The organism is Bradyrhizobium sp. 27S5, assembly GCF_037217225.1.
In the GTDB taxonomy this organism is placed as follows: Bacteria; Pseudomonadota; Alphaproteobacteria; order Rhizobiales; family Xanthobacteraceae; genus Bradyrhizobium; species Bradyrhizobium septentrionale.
The window spans coordinates 7,035,794-7,057,906 of the sequence record NZ_CP147714.1 but is presented as its reverse complement, the minus strand read 5'-3'; the positions used below and the strand labels follow the sequence as shown (position 1 = coordinate 7,057,906).

General features: G+C 64.3%; 21 protein-coding genes. 16 read left to right on the top strand and 5 right to left on the bottom strand.

Going from position 1 to position 22,113, the window contains the following annotated elements; all coding sequences use genetic code 11:
* Positions 1–5 precede the first annotated feature (5 nt).
* On the bottom strand, positions 6–644 hold the full coding sequence (locus WDM24_RS33285) for a hypothetical protein (protein WP_338828780.1): 639 nt from the start codon (positions 642–644) through the stop codon (positions 6–8).
* Here WDM24_RS33285 and WDM24_RS33280 point away from each other — a divergent pair.
* Positions 603–1,355, top strand: a complete 753-nt coding sequence (locus WDM24_RS33280; protein WP_338828779.1) for a hypothetical protein — start codon at positions 603–605, stop codon at positions 1,353–1,355. The two genes, WDM24_RS33285 and WDM24_RS33280, sit on opposite strands and share 42 nt — an antisense overlap.
* Before the next feature lie 162 nt (positions 1,356–1,517).
* Here the strand turns inward: WDM24_RS33280 and WDM24_RS33275 are convergent, their stop codons facing one another.
* Positions 1,518–1,784 (bottom strand): HGGxSTG domain-containing protein, encoded by a 267-nt coding sequence (locus WDM24_RS33275; RefSeq protein WP_338828777.1) that lies wholly within the window; start codon positions 1,782–1,784, stop codon positions 1,518–1,520.
* Positions 1,781–2,440 carry a hypothetical protein gene (locus tag WDM24_RS33270; protein WP_338828776.1) on the bottom strand — a complete coding sequence of 220 codons (660 nt, stop codon included), beginning with the start codon at positions 2,438–2,440 and terminating at the stop codon, positions 1,781–1,783. The genes WDM24_RS33275 and WDM24_RS33270 overlap by 4 nt, the downstream gene beginning before the upstream one ends.
* Before the next feature lie 419 nt (positions 2,441–2,859).
* Between WDM24_RS33270 and WDM24_RS33265 the strand changes: the two genes are divergently transcribed.
* The 3 genes from WDM24_RS33265 (at position 2,860) to WDM24_RS33255 (ending at position 7,279) form a co-directional block, all read left to right on the top strand.
* A complete protein-coding gene (locus WDM24_RS33265; RefSeq protein ID WP_338828775.1) occupies positions 2,860–5,181 on the top strand; it encodes a molybdopterin guanine dinucleotide-containing S/N-oxide reductase in 2,322 nt (773 codons plus the stop codon).
* 159 nt (positions 5,182–5,340) lie between these two features.
* Complete coding sequence (locus WDM24_RS33260; RefSeq protein WP_338828774.1) at positions 5,341–6,384, top strand: alpha/beta hydrolase; 1,044 nt, start codon at positions 5,341–5,343, stop codon at positions 6,382–6,384.
* Between the two features lie 19 nt (positions 6,385–6,403).
* Positions 6,404–7,279, top strand: a complete 876-nt coding sequence (locus WDM24_RS33255) for a PhzF family phenazine biosynthesis isomerase (protein ID WP_338828772.1) — start codon at positions 6,404–6,406, stop codon at positions 7,277–7,279.
* A 25-nt stretch (positions 7,280–7,304) separates the two neighbouring features.
* On the opposite strand, the gene WDM24_RS33250 is transcribed toward WDM24_RS33255, so the two are convergent.
* A complete protein-coding gene (locus WDM24_RS33250) occupies positions 7,305–7,817 on the bottom strand; it encodes a helix-turn-helix domain-containing protein (RefSeq protein ID WP_338691623.1) in 513 nt (170 codons plus the stop codon).
* A 208-nt stretch (positions 7,818–8,025) separates the two neighbouring features.
* Between WDM24_RS33250 and WDM24_RS33245 the strand changes: the two genes are divergently transcribed.
* From WDM24_RS33245 to WDM24_RS33190, 12 genes are all read left to right on the top strand, one after another.
* On the top strand, positions 8,026–8,664 hold the full coding sequence (locus WDM24_RS33245; RefSeq protein WP_338828771.1) for a 2-hydroxychromene-2-carboxylate isomerase: 639 nt from the start codon (positions 8,026–8,028) through the stop codon (positions 8,662–8,664).
* A gap of 58 nt (positions 8,665–8,722) precedes the next feature.
* A complete protein-coding gene (locus tag WDM24_RS33240; protein ID WP_338828770.1) occupies positions 8,723–10,270 on the top strand; it encodes a class I adenylate-forming enzyme family protein in 1,548 nt (515 codons plus the stop codon).
* A 52-nt stretch (positions 10,271–10,322) separates the two neighbouring features.
* A complete protein-coding gene (locus WDM24_RS33235) occupies positions 10,323–11,060 on the top strand; it encodes an SDR family oxidoreductase (protein WP_166209342.1) in 738 nt (245 codons plus the stop codon).
* A 12-nt stretch (positions 11,061–11,072) separates the two neighbouring features.
* Positions 11,073–12,254, top strand: coding sequence for an acyl-CoA dehydrogenase family protein (locus tag WDM24_RS33230; RefSeq protein ID WP_338828769.1), 1,182 nt, complete (start codon positions 11,073–11,075; stop codon positions 12,252–12,254).
* An 83-nt stretch (positions 12,255–12,337) separates the two neighbouring features.
* On the top strand, positions 12,338–13,468 hold the full coding sequence (locus WDM24_RS33225; RefSeq protein WP_338828768.1) for an acyl-CoA dehydrogenase family protein: 1,131 nt from the start codon (positions 12,338–12,340) through the stop codon (positions 13,466–13,468).
* A gap of 17 nt (positions 13,469–13,485) precedes the next feature.
* A complete protein-coding gene (locus WDM24_RS33220) occupies positions 13,486–14,673 on the top strand; it encodes an acetyl-CoA C-acyltransferase (RefSeq protein WP_338828767.1) in 1,188 nt (395 codons plus the stop codon).
* 21 nt (positions 14,674–14,694) lie between these two features.
* Entirely contained in the window at positions 14,695–15,705 is a 1,011-nt protein-coding gene (locus WDM24_RS33215; protein ID WP_338828766.1) for a nitronate monooxygenase family protein, read from the top strand.
* 12 nt (positions 15,706–15,717) lie between these two features.
* Positions 15,718–16,491, top strand: coding sequence for an enoyl-CoA hydratase-related protein (locus tag WDM24_RS33210; protein WP_338828765.1), 774 nt, complete (start codon positions 15,718–15,720; stop codon positions 16,489–16,491).
* A gap of 40 nt (positions 16,492–16,531) precedes the next feature.
* Positions 16,532–17,692 (top strand): iron-containing alcohol dehydrogenase, encoded by a 1,161-nt coding sequence (locus WDM24_RS33205; RefSeq protein ID WP_338691613.1) that lies wholly within the window; start codon positions 16,532–16,534, stop codon positions 17,690–17,692.
* Between the two features lie 27 nt (positions 17,693–17,719).
* The gene (locus WDM24_RS33200) at positions 17,720–18,526 is read left to right on the top strand and encodes a glutathione S-transferase (protein ID WP_338691612.1); all 807 of its coding nucleotides are present in this window, start codon (positions 17,720–17,722) and stop codon (positions 18,524–18,526) included.
* Between the two features lie 39 nt (positions 18,527–18,565).
* Positions 18,566–19,267 (top strand): SDR family NAD(P)-dependent oxidoreductase, encoded by a 702-nt coding sequence (locus WDM24_RS33195; protein WP_338691611.1) that lies wholly within the window; start codon positions 18,566–18,568, stop codon positions 19,265–19,267.
* A 48-nt stretch (positions 19,268–19,315) separates the two neighbouring features.
* Entirely contained in the window at positions 19,316–20,518 is a 1,203-nt protein-coding gene (locus WDM24_RS33190) for an ABC transporter substrate-binding protein (protein WP_338828764.1), read from the top strand.
* Positions 20,519–20,542: 24 nt separating this feature from the next.
* On the opposite strand, the gene WDM24_RS33185 is transcribed toward WDM24_RS33190, so the two are convergent.
* A complete protein-coding gene (locus WDM24_RS33185) occupies positions 20,543–22,099 on the bottom strand; it encodes a glucosamine inositolphosphorylceramide transferase family protein (RefSeq protein ID WP_338828763.1) in 1,557 nt (518 codons plus the stop codon).
* Between the last annotated feature and the right edge of the window lie 14 nt (positions 22,100–22,113).

Below are 22,113 nucleotides of genomic sequence, written 5' to 3'. Positions count from 1 at the left end.
ACGGATCAAACGTCACGGCCTGGCTTCACGCAGATAGCGGGCCTGAATCGGAGCAGCCGCCGGGTCGTATCACCAGGAAGGTCCGTGGGATCGGTCAACAGCGTATGGAAGAAAGTGTCCCGTGCGTTCTTCAGGTCCTCGAAGACAACAATATCTTGGTCAGCGTTCGCGGAATCGAGCGTGCTTGCCATGATGGCAAATTTATCCGCGAGCCGATACTTGTCTTTCATAACCGTGCGCATGCGTTCAGCCACCTTCAGCGCACTGTTTGGAAGAGCGCTTTTGATGGATGTGTTCCACGATCTTTCATATTGCTCGAACGTTGCCCTGATGAGGATTTCGAGACCGGCCCAGGCCGAGATAAACGCGTTCAGCGGTTGCAGCCGGCCTTCGTGCGATTGGGCAAGTAGCCGCGGGATATGGCGGAGGTTTTTCGGCGCCTTGTCTAGAGCTTGGGCCAACTTCGAGGCTTCGGCGGCCTGCTCTGGCAGCAAGGCCGATTGCGACCTGCTCGTCATTCTTACTTGGGGCACGAAGACGTAGATGGGGCGGTCACTTCCGGTCTCAAATATCATGTCAGTGGTTGCGATCGACTTGCCGTCGTGCGCCACGCCTTCGAAGCCAGTGAGAGCGAGCGCGGCCAATGCAGCATTTCTGACACCTCGTGCTGTGTCACCAAGGCTGTCGGCGGCTATCGATACATTTCCAAAGACTCAAACTATGGGGTTCACCGTTTCTTTTCTGACCAGAAGAGTGATCAAGACAGTGACATCGCACAAATCGTTTCGGCCTCGATCGTCCAATACGTTCGAGACATGGGCGTTGATCCCAAGTTTCTGAGCGAGATGACTAAGGCAGGGAAAACTGAAGTCAACATCATCCCCCACGAAGACCTCTTGAAACTAAACGTAGTCAATAATGGTCAGAAGAAAGCCGTCTGGACAATTGAGGCCATCGACGACGGAATTTATCTCAAAGGCGAGCGAGAAACATACCATGGAATCAATAAATTCCTTCTGCTTTGCCTGAATGGTGGCGTAGCCCTCTACGCCATCTTTGATCCCGAAGGCCGGGAGCGCGAGATCATGAAGATGGGCGCTATATCTCTCTTAATAGATGGAACACCTGTCCCAATCGCCGCGCACCTTTCTGACGGTCCGAAACTAGTGAATGGCTGGATCAATGCCATGTTCACTCTCAACGGCGAGCTTTTGAACGTCATTCAACGAGCAGCAACGGTCGGCGTGGCATTCCAATACACTTATGGCGCGCCAATATTCTTGGGATTCGACGATATGGAATTTAGTGAGGGAGCAAAAATGCCTGGCTTTTTGCGTGCTTGCACCCGGAAATAGATGCGTTTGTCTCCGTCGACCGTCATAGCAAGCGATCAATGAGCTGCTAATGACTAGGCCAAGAGATTCCGGACGGCACTATCGTTCCAGGTATCTCCCCGTGTGGTGCGCATACCCTATACACCAAGAACGCCAACGGCCCTCGGTTGCTGCGAAAACAGATCACTTCATCCCCTCCAGCAGCTTCCGCACTTCACCCAGCACCTCCCGAATCTGCCGTCGCTCGGCGATCGCATCCCTGCTGAACCGGCCGTGCTTGCGGGCATTCTGGTTTGCCCTTGGCGCGCCGGATCCCGGTGCGCCGCCGTGCATGCGGCAGCGCGTCTTGCCGTGCACCGCCGGCGAGCGGCACGCGCCACTGGTGCGGGTTTTGGCGCCGCAGCGCGGGCTCGCCAGCATTGCCCCGGTCGTTCTGATGTGATCGCTCATGCCTGTGCGTCCTGCCTGGCATCAGCGGAATCGTTCTTTCGCCTGGAGCCCGCGGCCTTCGGCGCCCGCGCCGCGGATGCCGGGTTCTTGTCCGAAACGATCACGCTCGCATGCTGCGTGACGTTGCCGACAATGGCCTTGCCGCCGTCCTCCACCTTCACGTTCTGCACGGTGATGGCGGGTTCGCCATGGCTGCGGTGGCGGTTCAGCGCTTCGATCTGGGCGGGAAACGTACGGGCGAGCCGGCCCAATGCGCGCGCGGCGCTGTCGTGCTGGGCGAGGTCGTCCGCATGCGCGAGGTGGTGGGCGCATCGCATCGCCATCACATGCACCGAAACCATCTGCGCCACCAGCATCGCCTCGACGGAATCCCGTGGGCGAATGCTCTTCACCATCGAGATCATGAAAGCGAGATTGACCTCGCAGGGCTTGCCGCCGTTCACGCTGGCCTTGACCAATTGCCGGAGGATGCCCTCCATCGCGTCGCGATCGGCGGCCCCCAGTGCGTTCGCCATCAGCTGTTCGCCAAGCTTCGGGTCAGGGTGGTCGATGGCGAATCCACGCGGCGAGAGTGTTATCCGCGGGGCTGCGGCAGCCGCAGTCTGGTCGGTTGCGGCGACCGTCGTCGGCACGGTGATGTCTGGTGCAGTCGTCATGTCGGTATTCCCTGGAACGCGCGCGGCAAGCGCGCAGGCGATCGCTCGCTGCGGCAGCCGGTGCAGTTTGAATTGTGGGTGAGGATTTTCGGCCGCAATCGCAACCGGAGAGCCCGCGATTGCGGGCGAGGGGACGGTTGCACGATTTCGGAATAGTGGAAAAATACCTCTGAGTTGCCCGACGCGTCAAGTTGCCTTGTCGAACGGCGGCAACCGCCGGCTACTGTGCATGGGGTTGTTTTCGATATTTTGGCAGCGCGGCCCCGGCGGGGAGTTCCGCCACCACCCGCAGTCATGCCGGCACGGTGCGGTGCGACATCTCTGATAGCGGGTACCGCGCGCCGATTGGATCATTATACTGGCCGGAACGTCGCGACACAGGCGCGGCCTTACTGCTGGCTGCGGATGAAGGACACTCGATGAGCGAAACCATTGGCTACCCCGATCCCGGCCTCGATCTGTCCGATGGGTTCAAGCCGCACACCTCGCATTGGGGCGTGTTTTCGGCGCGTTTCGGCAAGGCGGGGCTCGAAGTCAGGCCATATGGCGGCGATCCCGATCCGAACGGCATCATCAACAACTTCCCCGGCGCGCTGCGCCACCAGGCGCGCATCGCGCAACCGGCGATCCGCCGCGGCTGGCTGGAGCGTGGGCCCGGGCCCGATGATCGCCGCGGCCGCGATGAATTCGTCTCGGTCAGCTGGGAGCAGGCGCTCGATCTGCTCGGCGGCGAGCTGACGCGGATCCGCGACACGATCGGCCCCGGCGCGGTGTTCGGCGGCTCCTATGGCTGGTCGAGCGCGGGCCGCTTCCATCACGCGCAGAGCCAGGTGCACCGTTTCCTCAACATCGCACTCGGCGGCTATGTCCGTTCGGTGAACACCTATTCCTCGGGCGCGTCCTCGGTGCTGCTGCCGCAGATTCTTACCGGTTACGAGGACATCACCAAGCGCAACGTCACCTGGGAGCAGATTGCAGCCGAAACCGACATCGTGCTGGCATTCGGCGGCATGGCGCTGAAGAACTCGATGGTGGCGGGCGGCTCGATCAGCAAGCATATCGAGCGCGGCGCCATGGAGGCGGCGCAGCGGCGCGGCTGTCAGTTCGTCCTGGTCAGCCCGCTGCGCGACGATCTGCCCGTCGAGGCCGGCGCCGAATGGATGACGGCGGTGCCCGGCACCGACACCGCGCTGATGCTCGGCATCGTCCACACCCTGGTCAGCGAAGGCCTGCACGATCAGGCCTTCCTCGATCGCTACACCGAGGGCTGGCCGGTGTTCCTGCGCTATCTGACCGGCGAGAGCGACGGCCAGCCGAAGAGCGCCGAATGGGCCGCCGCGATCTGCGGCATCGACGCCGACACCATCACGACGCTCGCGCGGCGGCTCGCCGGGCGGCGTGCGCTGATCACCGTGTCGCATTCGCTGCAGCGCGCGGAGCATGGCGAGCAGCCGGTGTGGATGGGCATGGTGTTGGCGGCAGCCCTCGGCCAGATCGGCCTGCCCGGCGGCGGCTACGCCTATTCGCTCGGCGCGATCGGCTATTATGGCCGGCGCGTCAATGCGGTGCCGGGACCGACGCTCGGGCAGGGCCGCAACGGCGTCGCCGATTTCATTCCGGTGGCGCGCATCGCCGACATGCTGCTCAATCCCGGCACCACCTACCGCTACAATGGCGAGACGCGAACCTATCCGGATATCCGCCTCGTCTACTGGGCGGGCGGCAATCCGTTCCACCATCACCAGGATCTCAACCGCCTGCGCAAGGCCTTTGCGCGGCTCGACACGCTGGTGGTGCACGAGCTCGCCTGGACCGCGACGGCGCGCCACGCCGACATCGTGCTGCCCTCGACGATGACGCTCGAGCGCGAGGACATCGGCTATTCCACCAACGATCCGCTGATGGTCGCCATGCACCGGATCGCCGAGCCGTTCGGCCTCGCGCGCGACGACTACGACATCTTTGCCGATCTCGCCGAGCGGCTCGGCGCCCGCGAGCCCTTCACCGAAGGGCGCACGTCGCGGCAATGGCTGGAGCACCTGTACGAGCCGACCCGCAAGGCGCTCGCCGCGGGCGGGCTCGAGGCGCCGAGCTTCGAGGAATTCTGGCAGCGCGGCAGCCTGGTCGTGCCGCAACATCTCGACGACGGCGGCACGCTGCGCCGCTTCCGCGACGACCCGGTGGCGCGGCCGTTGCCGACGCCGAGCGGCCGCATCGAGATCTTCTCGCAGAAGATCGCCGACCACGGCGATGCGGACTGTCCGGGCCATCCGGTCTGGCTCGAGAAGACCGACACGCCGACATCAGGCTCGCCGTGCTTCCTCGTCGCCAACCAGCCGGTGACGCGTCTGCACAGCCAGCTCGACTTTGGTGGTCACTCGCTAGAGGCCAAGCATCGCGGCCGCGAGGTCGCGCGCATGAACCCGCGCGACGCCAAGGCGCGCGGCATCGCCGACGGCGACATCATTCGCATCTTCAACGCCCGCGGCGCCTGCCTTGCCGCGGTGCATGTCACCGACGGCATCGCGGCCGGCGTGGTCCAGCTGCCGACCGGCGCCTGGTACGACCCGATGGACCCCGAGGAGGAGGCGCCGCTCTGCGTTCACGGCAATCCGAACGTGCTGACCCGCGACATCGGCACGTCATCTTTCGCGCAGGGCTGCACCGGCCAGCTCACGACCGTCGAGGTTGAGCGTTTCAACGGCAATCTGCCGCCGATCCGGGCGTTCGATCCGGCCTAGAGCATGATCCGGAAAAGTGCGAAGCGGTTTTCCGAGAAGATCATGCTCAATTAGCTGCCTCGAAGCCGATCACGAACAAATCATCGCTGTAGCGCTGGCTGGCGCCCTTGCGTTCGGCTACGGCATCACGGATCGCCCCTGATTTCCGGACCTTGAGAGATGCACCTGAGAGCCCTGTTTCACCTTGCCGTCGTTGCGACCGTCGCGCTCGGCGCGTCCAGCGCATCGGCGCAATCGGCCGCCGAGCCGGCCTATGGCCCGGAGCTGCAGGGTTTCGACTATCCCTATCCGGTCGAGCATTATCGCTTCAGCTCGCAGGGGCAGGAGCTCGACATGGCCTATCTCGACGTCAAGCCGGCGACGCCGAACGGGCAGACCGCGGTGCTGCTGCACGGCAAGAATTTCTGTGCCGCCACCTGGGACGGCACCATCAAGGCGCTCAGCGGCGCCGGTTATCGCGTGATCGCGATGGATCAGATCGGCTTCTGCAAATCCTCCAAGCCGGAACGCTATCAGTTCACCTTCCAGCAGCTGGCCGGCAACAGCCGCGCGCTGCTGGCTTCGCTTGGGATCGAACACTCGATCATGGTCGGCCACTCCACCGGTGGCATGCTGGCGATGCGCTACGCCCTGATGTATCCGGACGCCACCGACCGGCTGGTGCTGGTGGATCCGATCGGGCTTGAGGACTGGAAGGCCAAGGGCGTGCCGTGGCTCAGCCTTGACGGCTGGATGCAGCGCGAGACGCGCGTCACCGCAGACGGCATCCGCGCCTATGAGCGTGCCACCTATTACGCCGACACCTGGGATCCGTCCTACGAGACGTGGGTGCAGATGCTGGCCGGCATGTATCGCGGCCCGGGCCGCGCGGCGGTCGCATCAAGCTCGGCGCGGCTCTACGACATGATCGCGACCCAGCCGGTGTTCTACGAATTCGAGCAGATCAAGCCGCCGACCCTGCTGTTTGTCGGTGACAAGGACACCACCGCGATCGCCAAGGACACCGCGCCGCCGGAAATCCGCAAGACGCTCGGCAATTATCCGGTGCTCGGCAAGGAAGCGGCGAAGCGGATTCCGCATGCGCAGCTGATCGAATTCCCCGACCTCGGCCATTCGCCGCAGATCCAGGCGCCGGCGCGCTTCCACGAGGCATTGCTCGGCTGGCTGCAGCATCCGGAAACCGGCGCGACGCTGGTCAAGTAGCAGCCTCGGGGATGGCATCATGACGACAGTCGAGCTGGTTAGCGTGTTCACGGTGGACGGTGAGGGAGGCAATCCCTGTCCGATCGTGGTCGATGCCAGGGGCATGAGCGCATCCGACATGCAGGATGTCGCGCGCCGCCATGGTCATGAATCCGGCTTCGTGTTGCCGGCGGAGAGTGACGATTTCGACGCGACGTTCCGCTTCTTCGTTCCGAACCACGAAATGGAAATGTGCGGCCACGCCACCATCGGTGCGCTCTGGCTGCTTGCACGCCAGGGGCGACTGCCGGGCGATACGATCCGGATCGCAACGCGCAGCGGTCCGGTCACCGGCTTCATCAGCCGGGATCGCAACGGCGAGCCCCGTGTCGAGATCACCCAGCCGGTCGGAAAGACCGTTCCGCTCGGCGCCGAGCAATGCGACGACGTGCTCCGGGCTCTCGCGGTCGGGCCGGATGCGATCGGTGACGGAACGCCCTGCAATGCCGTGACATCGCGGATCAAGACTCTGATCCCGATGCGCTCGCCGGAGGCGCTGAATGCGCTGGATCCCGCGGTCGGGGACGTCGAGGCGGTCTGCGGGCGGATCGGATCGACCGGGCTCTATCCGTTTGCGGTGGTCGACCGCGCGGTACGCCTGTTCGAGGCACGGCAATTCCCGCGCTCATCCGGTTATCGCGAGGACGCCGCAACCGGCATCGCGGCTGCGGCGCTGGTGTTCGGCTTGCTCGATTACGGCCTGATCACGCCGAACGATGACGAGATTCGAATCCTTCAGGGCAGGGCGATGGGACGCCTGTCGGAGATCCGTGTCCGTATCGGCTTCGCCGGCGGCCGGCCGGTAGGCTGCCTGCTTGGCGGCAATGTCGTGCTGATGGCGACGTCGTCACGCTGAAACGCGCAGCGGTCGACGGTCACTTCTAGGTCGATTCAGCTACTCGTCTGGCCCGCTCCTGCGCCCTTGCGTGCACGGGTGAGGACTTTCGCGCGCCGGGGCCCGGATGGACGTGGACATCCTTCGCGCTCAGCGGTTCGCCGCATTCCGAACAGACCATGACGGGGTCGAACATCTTCCTGCAGGTCTTGTGTTCGTGCAGCATCGGCCGGCCGCGCGCGTCGACCATGTGGATATTGCCCCAGTGCACGATCGACATGATGATCGGGTAGAGGTCGAGGCCTTTCTGGGTCAGGATGTATTCGTAGCGCTTCGGCGCCTCCTGATAGGGAATCTTGCGCAGCACGCCGAAGCGCACCAGCTTCTTCAGCCGGTCGGCGAGCAGATGGCGGGTGATCCCGAGCGACGCCTGGAAGTCATCGAACCTGCGGATGCGCAGGAAACATTCGCGCAGGATCAACAGGCTCCAGCGATCGCCGATCACCGCGACGGTGCGGGCCAGCGAGCACGGCTCCTCCTCGAGGGTATCCCATTTCATCAGCGTCTCCAGCGCTCTGCGACGACAGTGGAAGTAAAATTCTAAAACAGAACTAACATCATTTCAATAGGATGCCGCGTACAGGCCTATGGTTCGGCTATAGGATGACAAATATCATATTGACAGTTCTAAAATAGAACTTATGGTCCGGGCCACGATCAATCCGGCCGGGCAGACGGCCGCCGACAATCGAAGGGAAGGGCGTTCCATGGCTGCTCCGCTCAAGGTCGAATTCCATTTCGATTTTGGAAGTCCGAACGCCTATCTCGCCGAACTCGCGCTGCCCGACATCGAGAAGCGCACCGGCGTGAAGTTCGACTACATCCCGGTGCTGCTTGGCGGCGTCTACAAGGCGACCGGCAACATGTCGCCCGGCGAGTCGCTGCGCGGCATCAAGAACAAGCCGGAATACAACGCGATCGAGACCGAGCGCTTCCTGCAGCGCCACAACATCACGACGTTCAGGTCGAACCCGTTCTTCCCGGTCAACACGCTGATGCTGATGCGCGGCGTCGTTGCGGCCGATTTCGAAGGGCTGTTCGAGCCCTACTTCCGCGCGGCCTATCACCACATGTGGTCCGAGCCCAAGAAGATGGACGATCCGCAGGTGTTCCGCGAGGCGTTCCTGTCTTCCGGCGTCGATATCGACCGCATCATCGCCCGCGCGCAGCAGGACGAGGTGAAGAAAAAGCTGATCGAGAACACCAGCAACGCCGTGGCCCGCGGCTCGTTCGGCTCGCCGACCTTCTTTGTCGGTGACGAGATCTTCTTCGGCAAGGACCGCTTGCGCGAAGTCGAAGAGGAGATCGTCACGCAGCTGGCGGCGCCGCAGCGCAAGACCGCCTGAGCGGCAAATTCCTCAAGCCAACAAATCAAGCCCGAAGGGCTGCGACAGGGAGGTTTCAGTGCAGGCGTCGACGCAGGTGGCTGAAGGAAGTGTGGAAGGCTTGCCGAACCGCATCCACGCGGTGATCGATCACCACGTCGCGGCGACGCCGGATCATCTGGCGCTGGTCGACGACAAGATGCGGCTGACCTATCGCGAGCTCGATCGAACGGTCGGCCGGGTCGCCGAAGCCTTGCAGGCGCTCGGCATCCGGGCCGGCGACCGCATGATGATCGTCAGCGAGAATTCCGTTCCGCTCGCCTGCGTGCTGCTGGCGGCGAGCCGGCTCGACGTGTGGTCGATCGTGGTCAATCCGCGGCTGTCGCCGCGTGAGCTGGATCAGATCAGGGATCACAGCGGCGCCCGCCGCGTGCTGCTGACTGCCGACGTCTCGCAGGAGGCAGCCACCCACGCTGCGCGCTACGAGGCGGCCGTGCAGGATGTCGGTCCGCTCCGCGGCGTCGCCGTCACGGGCCTCAATCTGGCAACGGTTGCCGAGCCGGTCGAGGCCGATGGCGCAGACCAGGTCGCGGTCCTGATCTACACCTCCGGCACCACGGGCGCGCCAAAGGGCGTGATGCTGACCCATCGCAATCTGCTGTTCAGCGCCCGCGGCACCGCGGCCTTCCGCAAGATGGCGGCCGACGACGTGCAGTATTGCGTGCTGCCGATCTCGCATATCGTCGGCATCTCGCTGCTGACCATGACCTTGATGGTCGGCGCCACCGTGCGTCTGGTCGCCAAGTACGATCCGGCCGCGCTGGTCAAGGCGATGGCCGAGGAGGGCATCACGATCCTGAACGGCGTGCCCGCGACCTATCAGCGACTGCTGGAATATCGCCGCAATGCCGGCCTGCCGAAGCTCGATCGTGGCCGGTTGCGCGTGATCTCCGTGGCCGGTGCGCCGCTCGATCTCGAGCTCAAATCCCGGGTCGAGCAGGAGCTCGGGCTGTCGCTGCTCAATGGCTACGGCATCACCGAATGCTCGCCGGGCATCTCCGGCGTCCGGCCCGATAACCCGCGAGACGACCACGCGGTCGGCACCGTCATGCCGGGCCTGGAGGCCAAGCTGGTCGGTCGCGATCTCAAGCCCGTGGGCGACGGCGAAGTCGGCGAACTTCACGTCCGCGGCCCGAATGTGATGCGCGGCTATTACCGCGCCCCCGATCTGACCGCCAAGGCGATCGACCCCGACGGTTGGTTCAACACCGGCGATCTCGCCCGTTTCCAGGACGGCGCCCTCTATATCGTCGGGCGCACCAAGGAGATGATCATCCGCTCCGGTTTCAACGTCTATCCGGCCGAGATCGAGGCGGTGCTGAGCACGCACGACGCCGTGGTGCAGTGCGCCGTGGTCGGCCGGGCGGTCGAAGGCAATGAGGAGGTTGTCGCCTTCGTGCAGCTGATCAAGGGCTCGACCGTCACCGTGGCGGACCTGATGGCCCATGTTGCTCCGCAACTGACCTCGTACAAGCGTCCGTCGGAGATTATCCTGATGGATGCTCTGCCCGCCACGTCGACGGGCAAGCTGCTGAAGCACAAGCTTGCGGAATCGTTGCGCAGTTGAAGCTGACGCGTCGTCCGCAGAACAGTTCACTCAGACAAGACCGGAGACCACCATGCAGAAGAGAAACAGGACGGTTGCCGTCATTGGTGCCGGTGATTTCATCGGCGGCGAGATCGCCAAGAAGTTCGCCTCCGAGGGCTTCACGGTGTTCGCCGGCCGCCGCAACGGCGACAAGCTGGCGCCGCTGGTCAAGGAGATCGAGGCGGCAGGCGGCGAGATCCATGCCCGCTCGCTCGATGCGCGCAAGGAGGAGGAAATCATCTCCTTCCTCAACGACGCCGACAAGCATGCGCCGCTGGAGGTCTGCATCTTCAACATCGGCGCCAACGTCAATTTCCCGATCCTGGAGACCACCGAGCGGGTGTTCCGCAAGGTCTGGGAGATGGCCTGCTACTCCGGCTTCCTGGCGGGACGCGAGGCGGCGCGGCTGATGACGGCGCGTGGCGAGGGCAACATCTTCTTCACCGGCGCGACGGCGTCGTTGCGCGGCGGCAGCGGTTATGCCGCCTTCGCCAGCGCCAAGTTCGGCCTGCGCGCGGTGGCGCAGGCGATGGCGCGAGAGCTCGGACCGAAGAACATCCATGTCGCGCATCTGATCATCGATTCCGGCGTCGACACCGAATGGGTGCGGCAGCGCCGCATCGAGGCGCTCGGCCCGAACGCGCTCGACGATCCCGATCTGCTGATGCCGCCGGCCTCGGTCGCCACATCCTACTGGCAGCTCTACCAGCAGCCGAAGAGTGCTTGGACCTTCGAGCTGGAAATCCGGCCCTTCGGCGAGAAGTGGTAGGGAGCCTGTACGATGGAGCTCGCGCTCTCCCCTGAAGATGCGGCGTTTCGCGACGAGGTTCGCGCCTTCATCAAGGACAATTATCCGGCGGAGATGCGCGTCCCCAATCCGGAGACCGACCTCTCCAAGGAGCAGATGCTGCTATGGCATCGCGTCCTGCACAACAAGGGCTGGATCGCGCCGCTCTGGCCGAAGGAATATGGCGGGCCTGGCTGGTCGATCACCCGCCGCTTCATCTTCGAGCAGGAGACGACGCGCGCCGGCACGATGCCGCCATTGGCGTTCAGTGTCACCATGGTCGGCCCGGTCATCTATACGTTTGGCAACGATGCGCAGAAGAAGAAGTACTTGCCGCGTATCCTGTCCGGCGAGGATTGGTGGTGCCAGGGCTATTCGGAGCCGGGCTCCGGCTCCGATCTGGCCACCGTTCGCACCAAGGCGGTGCGCGACGGCGACCACTACATCGTCAACGGGCACAAGACCTGGACCACGCTGGCGCAGCATGCCGACTGGATCTTCTGCCTGGTTCGTACCGATCCCACGGCAAAGCCGCAGTCCGGCATTTCGTTCCTGCTGATCGACATGAAGTCGCCGGGCGTGACGGTGCGCCCGATCATCACCATCGACGGCTCGCACGAGGTCAACGACGTCTTCCTGGAAGACGTCCGCGTCCCCGCCGAGAACCTGATCGGCGAGGAAAACAAGGGCTGGACCTACGCCAAGTTCCTGCTCGGCAATGAGCGCACCAGCATGGCCGGCATCGGCCGCTCGACGCGCTATATCGAGCGGCTGAAGAAGATCGTGAAGGCCGAGATCCCGGAAGACGATCCGGCGCATCTCGAATTCATCAGGGACATCGCCCGCGTCGAGCTCGACGTGCTGGCGCTGGAGGCAACCGAGTTGCGCGTTGTCGCCCAGATGGCCCGCGGCATCGATCCGGGACCGGCGGCGTCATTGTTCAAGATTCGCGGCACCGAGATCTTCCAGGACATCACCGAGCTGACACACCGCGCGATCGGCAATTACGGGCTTGCGATCCGCGAGCATCCAATCAGCGCCAATCACTTCATGCCGGGTCCGGACTATGGCCACACGGCGTCGGAGAAATATCTCAACTCGCGCAAGCTCTCGATCTACGGCGGATCGAACGAGATCCAGCGCAACATCATCGCCAAGGCGGTGCTTGGTCTCTGATCCGGAAAAGCGGAGATCATGCTCAAACAAGGAGCTAAGGCGCATCTCATCGCGCTTTGGCAACAGCGGCACGAGAGGATCGGATGGATATCCAGTTCACGGAAGAGCAGGAATTGTTGCGGTCCAGCGTCCAGCGGCTGCTGCGCGACCAGTATGATTTCGACGCCCGCCGCAAGATCGTCGCGAGCGAGGAGGGTTTGGGCCGCAAGCAATGGGCAGAATTCGCCGAGCTCGGCCTGCTCGCCGCGCCATTTTCAGAAGCCGTCGGCGGGCTCGGCGGCGGGCCGCTGTCGACCATGATCATCATGCAGGAGTTCGGCCGCCATCTTGTGGTCGAACCGTTCGTCGAGACGGTCGTGGTGGCCGGCGGCCTGATCGAGCAGGCCGGCTCCGACGCCCAGCAGCAGGCCTACATCGCCGAGATCATCGCCGGATCAAAACTCTGGGCGCTGGCCTGGACCGAGAAGGGCTCGCGCTTCGACCTCGCCACCGTCACCACCACAGCGCACCGGGAGGGCAACGACTATGTCATCACCGGCGAGAAGACGGCGGTGATGGCCGCGCCCTGGGCGGATTATCTCATCGTTTCCGCCCGCACCTCGGGCCATCGTCACGATCGCAGCGGCGTCAGCCTGTTCGTGGTCGATCGGCGCGCCGCCAATCTCGACCTGCAAAGCTTCAAGACGATCGATGGTCGCCGCGCGGCGGAGATCAGCCTGCGCGGCGTGCGCGGAGAGCTACTCGGCAACGAAGGCGGGGGCGTCACGGCGCTTGAGACCTGCCGCAACCAGGCCATCGGCGCGCTCTGCGCCGAGACGGTCGGCGCGATCGGCGAGCTGAACGCGGCGACCCTGGACTATTCCAAGACGCGCAAGCAATTCGGCGTCACGATCGGCAGCTTCCAGGTGCTGCAGCACCGGATGGTCGACATGTTCATCGCGCATCAGGAGACGCTGTCCCTGATGCAGCATCTCAGCCTCAGCCTCAGCGAGGGCGAGGCCGGCATTTCCCGGCTCGCCTCGGGCGCCAAGTCCAAGATCGGCTATGCCGCCAAGTTCGTGGCGGACCAGGCCGTGCAGCTGCACGGCGGCATGGGCATGACCGACGAGCTCAATGTCGGCCACTACTTCAAGCGGATCTCCTCCATCAACATCCAGTTCGGCGATCCCGCCTACCACGTGCTGCGCTTCGCGCAGCTCGACGCGGCCGCCTAAGCCAGAGAGAGGCAAGCATGTCACAGGATGCAGTCATCGTTTCCACCGCGCGCACCGGCGTCGGCAAGGCCTATCGCGGCGCGCTCAACAACACCGACGGCCCGACCCTGGCCGGCCACGTCATGGCCGAGGCGGTGAAGCGCGCCGGCATTGCGCCGGGCGAGGTCGAGGACGTGGTGATGGGCTGCGCCATGCAGCAGGGCACCATGGTGATGAATGTCGCGCGCAAGGGCGCGATCCGCGCCGGACTTCCGGTCACTGTTGCCGGCACCACGATCGACCGGCAATGCGCCTCCGGCCTGCAGGCGATCGCGGTTGCCGCGCGGTCGGTGATGCTTGACGGCGTCGAGATCGCGATCGGCGGCGGCATCGAGTCGATCAGCCTGGTGCAGAACGAGCACATGAACAGGTTCCATGCCGTCGACGACGAGCTGATGGCCATGAAGCCCGAGATGTACATGTCGATGCTGGAGACGGCCGAGGTCGTCGCCGAGCGCTACGGGATCGGCCGCGACAAGCAGGACGAATACAGCCTCGAGTGCCAGCGCCGCGTCGGCGCCGCGCTGCAGGGCGGCCGTTTCAACGACGAGATCGTGCCGATCACGACCAAAATGGCCGTGGTCAACAAGGACACCAAGGACGTCAGCTATCAAGAGGTGACGCTGGCCAAGGATGAAGGTCCGCGGCCGGATACCACGTCGGAAGGTCTCGCGAAGATCAAGCCGGTGTTCGAGGGCAAGACCATCAGCGCCGGCAATGCCAGCCAGCTCTCGGACGGCGCCTCGGCCTGCGTGATCATGAGCGACAGGATCGCCGCGCAGAAGGGCCTGAAGCCACTCGGCATCTTCCGCGGCTTCGTCGCCGCCGGCGTCGAACCGGACGAGATGGGCGTTGGCCCGGTCGCCGCGATCCCGCGGCTGTTGAAGCGGCACAACCTCAAGATCGACGACATCGATCTCTGGGAGCTCAACGAAGCCTACGCGGTGCAGGTGATCTATTGCCGCGACAAGCTCGGCATCGATCCGGACAGGCTGAACGTCAATGGCGGCTCGATCGCGATCGGCCACCCCTATGGCATGACCGGGGCGCGGCTCACCGGCCATCTCCTGATCGAGGGCCGTCGGCGCAAGGCGAAATACGGCGTGGTGACCATGTGCATCGGCGGTGGCATGGGCGCGGCCGGCCTGTTCGAAATCGTCCATTGATCGGAAACGCGGGAGAGACTTGTGAAGACAGCAATCACTGAACTGTTCGGTATCCAGCATCCGATCATCCAGGGCGGCATGCACTATGTCGGCTTTGCCGAGATGGCGGCTGCGGTGTCCAACGCCGGCGGCCTCGGCATCATCACCGGCCTGACCCAGAGGACGCCGGAGCTGCTGGCCAAGGAGATCGCGCGCTGCCGCGACATGACCGACAAGCCGATCGGCGTGAACCTCACCTTCCTGCCGAGCTTTACCGCGCCGCCCTATCCGGAATACATCGCGGCGATCCGCGAGGGCGGCGTCAAGGCGGTGGAGACCGCGGGCCGTAGCCCGGAGCAGTACATGCCGGCGCTGAAGGCAGCCGGCATCAAGGTGATCCACAAATGCACCTCGGTGCGGCATTCGCTGAAGGCCGAGAAGATCGGCTGCGACGCGGTCAGCGTCGACGGTTTTGAGTGCGGCGGTCATCCCGGCGAGGATGACATCCCGAACATGATCCTGCTGCCGCGTGCGGCAGACGAGCTGAAGATCCCGTTCGTGGCTTCGGGCGGCATGGCCGATGCGCGCAGCCTCGTCGCGGCGCTGTCGATGGGCGCGGCCGGCATGAACATGGGCACGCGCTTCATCGCCACCAAGGAAGCGCCGGTCCATGCCAATGTGAAGCAGGCGCTGCTCGATGCCGACGAGCTCGACACCCGTCTGGTGATGCGCGCGCTGCGCAACACCGAGCGCGTGCTGAAGAACAAAGGCGTCGATGAGCTGCTCGAGATCGAGCGCGAAAGGGGCGCCAAATTGAAGATCGAGGACATCCACGAGCAGGTCGCCGGCGTCTACCCGAAGGTGATGATCGACGGCGAGATGGATGCCGGCGCCTGGAGCTGCGGCATGGTGGTCGGGCTGATCAACGACATCCCGACCGTCAAGGAGCTGATCGACCGCATCATGGCCGAGGCCGAAGCGATCATCCGGCAGCGGCTGACCGGCTTCCTCGATGGCAAATTTGAAACCAGGCCGGCCCGTGCGGTCGCCTAACCGGAGAGTGCCATGACCGAGCATGTCAAGGTTGAGATCGCAGCCGGCGTCATGACGCTGACGCTGCGGCGGCCGGAAAAGAAGAACGCGCTGACCGGCGCCATGTACAATGTCATGTCCGCGGCGCTCAAGCAGGTGGAGGCGGATGCCTCTGTCCGGGTGATCCTGTTCCAGGGCGACGGCGACAGCTTCACCGCGGGCAATGATCTGGCTGACTTCGCAAGCCAGGCGCGCGGTGAAAGCACTGTCGACAGTCCGGCCCACACTTTCATCGAAACCATCAGCAAGGTCGGCAAGCCGATCGTCGCGGCGGTGCAGGGCAATGCGGTCGGTGTCGGCACCACCATGCTGCTGCACTGCGACCTGGTCTATCTCGCCGACAACGCGCGACTGATCACACCCTTTGTCAATCTCGCTCTCGTTCCGGAAGCCGCATCCAGCTGGCTGCTGCCGTTGCGGATCGGGCACGCGCGCGCCTATGCGATGTTTGCGCTTGGCGAGCCGATGGATGCGCAGGGCGCACTGGCATCCGGCCTCGCCAATGCCGTGGTGCCGCAGGCTGATCTGCGCAAGAAAGCGCATGACGCTGCGATCGCACTCACCAAACGGCCGGCGGGTTCGCTCAGCATGACCAAGCAGCTGATGCGCGAGCAGCAGCGGATCGCGGCGCAGATCGCCGAGGAAGGCGTGCTGTTCAAGGAGCGGCTGACGACACCGGAAGCGCGCGAGGCCTTCGCCGCCTTCGCCGAACGGCGTCAGCCGGACTTCACCAAGCTGTCGGCCTGACCGGCGGCGTAACTCACGGACACATCGAGGGAGTGAAAGCATGGGCTTCGTCGGCAGCCATCAATACCCCAGCATGGAATCCGTGATCTACGGCAGGCCGGCGGCCGAGGCGCTGCGCGAGGAGGCCGAACGGCTGGGCGCCAAGCGCGTCTATCTGATCGCGAGCCGGACGCTGAACACCACGACCGACGAGGTCGAGAAGATCCGCAAAGCGCTCGGTGATCGCCATGCCGCGACCTTCGACGGCGTGCCGCAGCACACCACGCGGGATGTGGTGACGCAGATCGCGCGACAGGCGAGCGAAGCCAGGGCCGACCTGGTCGTCGCCATCGGCGGCGGCTCGGTGGTCGACGCGGCGAAGATCGTGCTGATGTGCATGGAGCACGAGATCTTCGAAGCTGCTGGGCTCGACGGCTTCGAGACTACGCCGGAGCGCCGCTTCGGGCCGTTCCGCAACCCGAAGGTCCGGATGATCGCGATCCCCAGCACGCTGTCGGGGGGCGAGTACAATTCCGGCGCGCTGGTCACCGACACCAGCCGCAAGCTGAAGCAGATATTCAACCACCCGATGATGATGCCGCGCAGCATCATCCTCGATCCCGCGATCACGAAATACACGCCCGAAAAGCTCTGGCTGGGCTCCGGCACCCGCGCGATGGACCACGGCATCGAGGCGATCTGCTCCAGCCGTCCCAACGTGCTCGTCGACGCAGTGTGCCAGCAGGGGCTGCGCTATCTGCACGACGGCCTGCTGCGCACCAAGGACAATCCGGACGACGAGGCGGCGCGGCTGAATTGCCAACTGGGCTCGTGGCTGTCGGCCTTCGGCTTGCAGTCGCGGGTGCCGATGGGCGCAAGCCACGCCATCGGCCATGTCCTCGGCGGCACCTGCGACGTTCCACACTATTTCTGCACCGCGGTGATGATGCCGAGCGTGCTGCGCTACAACCGTCCCGCGACGGAGGCCGCCCAGCAGACGATCGCCGCCGCGCTCGGCGCGCCGGGGCGTGACGCCGGCGAGGCGTTCGCCGGCTTTATCGCCGAGCTCGGCCTGCCGCGACGGCTGGCTGATGTCGGCGTCGGCGAGGACCGTTTTGAGCTGATCGGCCGCAACGCCATGCTGTCGATCTTCACCCGGGCCAACCCGCAGCCGATCCGCGAGCCCGGCGATGTCGTTAAGATCCTGAAGCTCGCCGCCTGAGGCCTGTCGCAACGGGAGCAGTCCACAATGGCTGACCTGCGTATATTCTCTTACTTGCCGAACCCACGCGTCTGGAAAGCAACCATCGCGGCGCGGTTCTGCGGCGTCGATGTCGAGGTCCGTGGTGCCTCCGGCAAGGAATTGCGCGACTGGCTGTGGGATTACGATGCCCATCCGCTGACGGAGCACGAACGCGCCTCGCTGTCGTCGCTGGCGCGGACCGGCCGGGTCGGGTTGACCGGCGCACAGCTGTTCAAGACCGATGCGTTCATGGCAGCACAGCCGTTCGGCAATGTGCCCGCCGCATTCGGCGCCGACGGCAAGGTCGGCATTTTCGAATCGAACAGCATCATGCGCGCGGTGGCGCGGCTCGGTGAGGCGAAGTTCGCCCTCTATGGGCGCGACGCCTACGAGGCGTCCAGGATCGACAGCTTCCTTGACGTCAGCCTGGTGTTCGCACGGGACACGCAGATCTATCTGTTGGCGTTGTCGGGTGGCACCGTCGATGCGGCGATTCATGCGCGCGCCAAGGACGCGTTCGCAATCTATGCTTCCGGGATCGAGCAGGCATTGTCGCCGCGACGCGAGACGCTGGTGGGAACCGGTATCTCGATTGCCGACATCTGCCTTGCCGCCGAACTCGCGCTGTTCACGAACGAGCACGGGCGGGCCGAGCAATTGCGCGAGCAGGGGTTGGAGAGAATCCTGCACCCGGGCGTGCAGGATGACTATCCGCTGATGTTCGCCCACTTTGCGCGGCTGCTCGAGCACGCGCATTTTGCGCCGGAGCTCAAGCCCTATGTCGAGAAGCTGCGGTCGAAGGCGGCCGCCTGAGCATGAAACCTGTTGGCCACAACGCGGAGGGGTGATCGCATGACCGCACCTGTTTGTTTGATCTCCGGCGTAGGACCCGGCACGGGCTCAGCGCTCGCCAGGAGATTCGCCGAAGGCGGCTATCGCGTGGCGCTGCTCGCCAGGAACGAGGAACGCCTCGCCGCGCTCGAGAAGCAACTGCCGGGCGCAAAGGCCTTTCGATGCGACGTGTCCGACCCCGCGCAGGTCGAGGCGGTGGCATCAGAGGTGGAGCGCGATCTCGGCAATCCCGGCGTCGTGATCCACAACGCCGTCGGCGGCGCGTTCGGCACCTTTCGCGAGATCGATCCGCAGATTCTCAATCGCAACTTCCATGTCAACACGATGGGGCTGTTGTATCTGGCACGGCGCTTTACCCCGGCGATGATCGGGGCAGGCAAGGGCGCCATCGTTGCGACCGGCAACACCTCGGCGTTGCGTGGCAAGGCTGGCTTCGCAGGCTTCGCGCCGACCAAGGCGGCGCAGCGGATTCTCGCCGAAGCGATGGCGCGCGACCTCGGGCCGCAAGGCGTTCACGTCGCCTACGTCGTCATTGATGCGGTGATCGATCTGGAGTGGACGCGGAAGCGCTGGCCGGAGCGGCCGGACGATTTCTTCATCAAGCCGAAAGCGATCGCTGACGAGATCTGGCACGTCGCGCACCAGGATCGCAGCGCGTGGTCGTTCAATGTCGAGATCAGGCCGTTCGGCGAGGCCTGGTAGGCCCGACGCGACGGGTTGCCTCAAACTCATAAAACCAAGGGGAGTTGCATGTTGTTGAGAAAGTTTGCAGTTTGCATTGCGGTTCTCGCGGCCTTTGCCGCGGCTCCCGTCCGCGCCGAAACGCCTGGTATCTCGGAATCGGAAATCAAGATCGGGGCGACATTCCCGTTCAGCGGCCCGGCATCTCCGCTCAGCAATACCGGCAAGGGCCTCATCGCCTATGTCAACTCCATCAATGATCGCGGCGGCATCAACGGCCGCAAGATCAACCTCATCACCTATGACGATGTCTATTCACCGCCCAAGGCGGTGGAGCAGACCCGCAAGCTGATCGAGAGCGACGAGGTCGCGTTCCTGTTCAGCCCGCTGGGAACGCCCGGCATCGGCGCAACCATCAAATACGTGACCGCGAAGAAGGTGCCGCACCTCTTTGTCGTGAGCGGCGTGACCAAGTTTGCCAACTTCGCCGAGTTTCCGCTGACGACCACGGGACTGCCGAGCTACAATACCGAAGGAAAGATCTACGCCAAGTACATCGCCCAGACGGCGCCAGACGCGAAGATCGCGATCCTCTACCAGAACGACGACCTCGGCCGTGACTTCGTGGCCGCGTTCAAGGAAACCCTGAAGGGTGAATTCGACAAGAAGGTGGTGACATCGCCCTATGAGGTCACCGAGCCCACGATTGACTCCCGCGTGGTGACGCTGAAGGCGTCGGGCGCCCAGGCATTCCTGATCGCCGGCACGCCGAAATTCGCAGCACAAGCGATCAAGAAGGCGAACGAGATCGGCTGGTCGCCGCTCACCATCGTCAATTACGTGTCGAGCTCGGTTTCCTCGACCATCGTGCCGGCCGGAGCGGACAAGGCGGTGGGCGTCGTCGTGGCGACCATCGCGAAGGATCCGAACGACAAGAAATGGGCCGACGATCCCGGCATCAAATGGTATCGCGCCCATTTCGAGAAGTATCTTTCGGGTGCCGATATCGGCGACAGCAACTATCTGTTCGGGACCCAGCAGGGCCAGATCCTGGAGCAGGTGCTGAAGCAATGCGGCAACGACCTGTCGCGCGAGAACATCGTGAAGCAGGCGCGCAACATCAAGGGACTTGTGTTGCCGACGCTGATGCCGGGCGTCACGGTCAACACCGGGCCCGACAACAGCATGGCCTATACGCAGCTTCAGCTGCAGCGCTGGACCGGGAGCTCCTGGGAGCAGTTCGGCGGCGTGCTGAGCGCCGAGCCGAACTGAGCCGTTACATCGATGGCCGGTGCGCTAGTGGAGCCGTCGTGCGATCGGCTTCGCCAGCGCGCTGTGCCAGGCCCACTGCGATGATCGGCCGCTTGATCGCAGGCTGGCCAGGAATGCTGTGGTCTTCGGCTGCACCCGCGAGCCGTCGATCACCTCGAGCTGGCCGCACCGGTTGAGCGTGTGCAGCTTCCGTCCGCTCCACAGCGGCCCGGGCTTGAGCAGGTGGCGGACCGCTTGCTTGTATGTCGTCGGCGACAGTTCAAGCACTTCCGCAAGTCCCAGCGCCGCGCCGTAGCCGCTGCTGCAATCCTGCACCGGGCGCCACAGTTTTCCGTCGACGGTCACGAAGTTTCCGGCCGGCCGCGCGCTCGCACGATCCATCAGGATCGGATTGGCCGCATGCGGTTGCCAGGGGCCGAGCAGCCGGTCGGCGTAATAGATCGCCAGCGTGTCGGAATATCCGCCGGTGCCATCGCGCCAGGCGCCGAACATGTAGTGCAGACCATCGTGCTGCGTGATGGTCACGTCGGCCAGCTCGAGCCCGGACAGCAGCGTGCTGTGCCGCTCCCATTTGTCCGGAAAGCGGATGCATTTGTAGAGCGGGACGTCCCGATGCGCGGTGCTCTCCGGGATCATCCAGAGCTCGCCATTGTCCTCGATCAGGAACGGGTAGGACAGGTGCCACGGCTCTTCGAGCACGGGCATCACGGTGCCGACCGGGCCGTTGCCGTCGAATTCGATCGCCGAGATGATGCCCTTGCCGACCCGGTGATCGAGATCTTCGAAGAACACGAACGTCCTGCCCTGCCATTTCACCGGGACGGGATCGGCATAGAAGTGGTTGCCGGGATCGCCGAGCACCTTCCAGGCCGGGCCGGACAGGTCACCGGTGCGCCAGACATCCGCGTTCTCGGCGTAGCGCCATCCGATATGCCAGTGCGGCGCGTAGCAGCACAGCCGATAGATTTCCTTGGCGATCGAAGTCGCCACGCCACGCACGACAAACGGCGCGGGGTTGCGCGGCGCGCCGGCGCTCGCCGGAGCGGCCAATTGCGGCACCAGCCGCGGAACTCCCGACAGAATCGGAGGCAGCATGGACAGCGTGCGTGCCATCACCGTTTCGAGCCCGCCACTTAAGCCGGCTGCGATTTCCGCGGAGGGATGGCCGCGGTCCATGACCGAGCCGTCGCGCTCGTTGACGATTTCGATCACCGGCAGGTCGCCGGCGAGAATCGCCGTCAGCGCCGCATGCTCTCCGGTGGAGCCGTTGAACCGCGGACGGAGATAGAGCGTGGCGGCGCAGTCCGGATCGCGCTCGGCGCTGGTGAAGTCGACCACCACGTCGGGATTGCCTGCGCGCGGCCGCTCCGGGAGCGTCTTCAGCCGGTCGGCGCCGCCGGCCTTGCCCTTGCGCAGGACGATGCGTTCGAGTTCGAACAGCATGTCGAGGCCGGCCGGTCGAGGTTCCGGCGTCGTGGTCCAGGCGATTTGAACGGGAATATCCTGATCGTTGACGCGCAGCTTTTCGCGGCACATCCAGAGCCGCGGCTGCTCACGATCGCAGCGGAACTCGATAATCATGTCCAGCCCAACTT

Excerpts from the sequence above, each read along its gene's own strand:
- WDM24_RS33275 (WP_338828777.1), bottom strand. The coding sequence starts at position 1,784 with ATGAGCGATCACATCAGAACGACCGGGGCAATGCTGGCGAGCCCGCGC.
- WDM24_RS33270 (WP_338828776.1), bottom strand. The coding sequence starts at position 2,440 with ATGACGACTGCACCAGACATCACCGTGCCGACGACGGTCGCCGCAACC.
- WDM24_RS33265 (WP_338828775.1), top strand. The coding sequence starts at position 2,860 with ATGAGCGAAACCATTGGCTACCCCGATCCCGGCCTCGATCTGTCCGAT.
- WDM24_RS33260 (WP_338828774.1), top strand. The coding sequence starts at position 5,341 with ATGCACCTGAGAGCCCTGTTTCACCTTGCCGTCGTTGCGACCGTCGCG.
- WDM24_RS33255 (WP_338828772.1), top strand. The coding sequence starts at position 6,404 with ATGACGACAGTCGAGCTGGTTAGCGTGTTCACGGTGGACGGTGAGGGA.
- WDM24_RS33250 (WP_338691623.1), bottom strand. The coding sequence starts at position 7,817 with ATGAAATGGGATACCCTCGAGGAGGAGCCGTGCTCGCTGGCCCGCACC.
- WDM24_RS33245 (WP_338828771.1), top strand. The coding sequence starts at position 8,026 with ATGGCTGCTCCGCTCAAGGTCGAATTCCATTTCGATTTTGGAAGTCCG.
- WDM24_RS33235 (WP_166209342.1), top strand. The coding sequence starts at position 10,323 with ATGCAGAAGAGAAACAGGACGGTTGCCGTCATTGGTGCCGGTGATTTC.
- WDM24_RS33230 (WP_338828769.1), top strand. The coding sequence starts at position 11,073 with ATGGAGCTCGCGCTCTCCCCTGAAGATGCGGCGTTTCGCGACGAGGTT.
- WDM24_RS33225 (WP_338828768.1), top strand. The coding sequence starts at position 12,338 with ATGGATATCCAGTTCACGGAAGAGCAGGAATTGTTGCGGTCCAGCGTC.
- WDM24_RS33220 (WP_338828767.1), top strand. The coding sequence starts at position 13,486 with ATGTCACAGGATGCAGTCATCGTTTCCACCGCGCGCACCGGCGTCGGC.
- WDM24_RS33210 (WP_338828765.1), top strand. The coding sequence starts at position 15,718 with ATGACCGAGCATGTCAAGGTTGAGATCGCAGCCGGCGTCATGACGCTG.
- WDM24_RS33205 (WP_338691613.1), top strand. The coding sequence starts at position 16,532 with ATGGGCTTCGTCGGCAGCCATCAATACCCCAGCATGGAATCCGTGATC.
- WDM24_RS33200 (WP_338691612.1), top strand. The coding sequence starts at position 17,720 with ATGGCTGACCTGCGTATATTCTCTTACTTGCCGAACCCACGCGTCTGG.
- WDM24_RS33195 (WP_338691611.1), top strand. The coding sequence starts at position 18,566 with ATGACCGCACCTGTTTGTTTGATCTCCGGCGTAGGACCCGGCACGGGC.
- WDM24_RS33190 (WP_338828764.1), top strand. The coding sequence starts at position 19,316 with ATGTTGTTGAGAAAGTTTGCAGTTTGCATTGCGGTTCTCGCGGCCTTT.
- WDM24_RS33185 (WP_338828763.1), bottom strand. The coding sequence starts at position 22,099 with ATGATTATCGAGTTCCGCTGCGATCGTGAGCAGCCGCGGCTCTGGATG.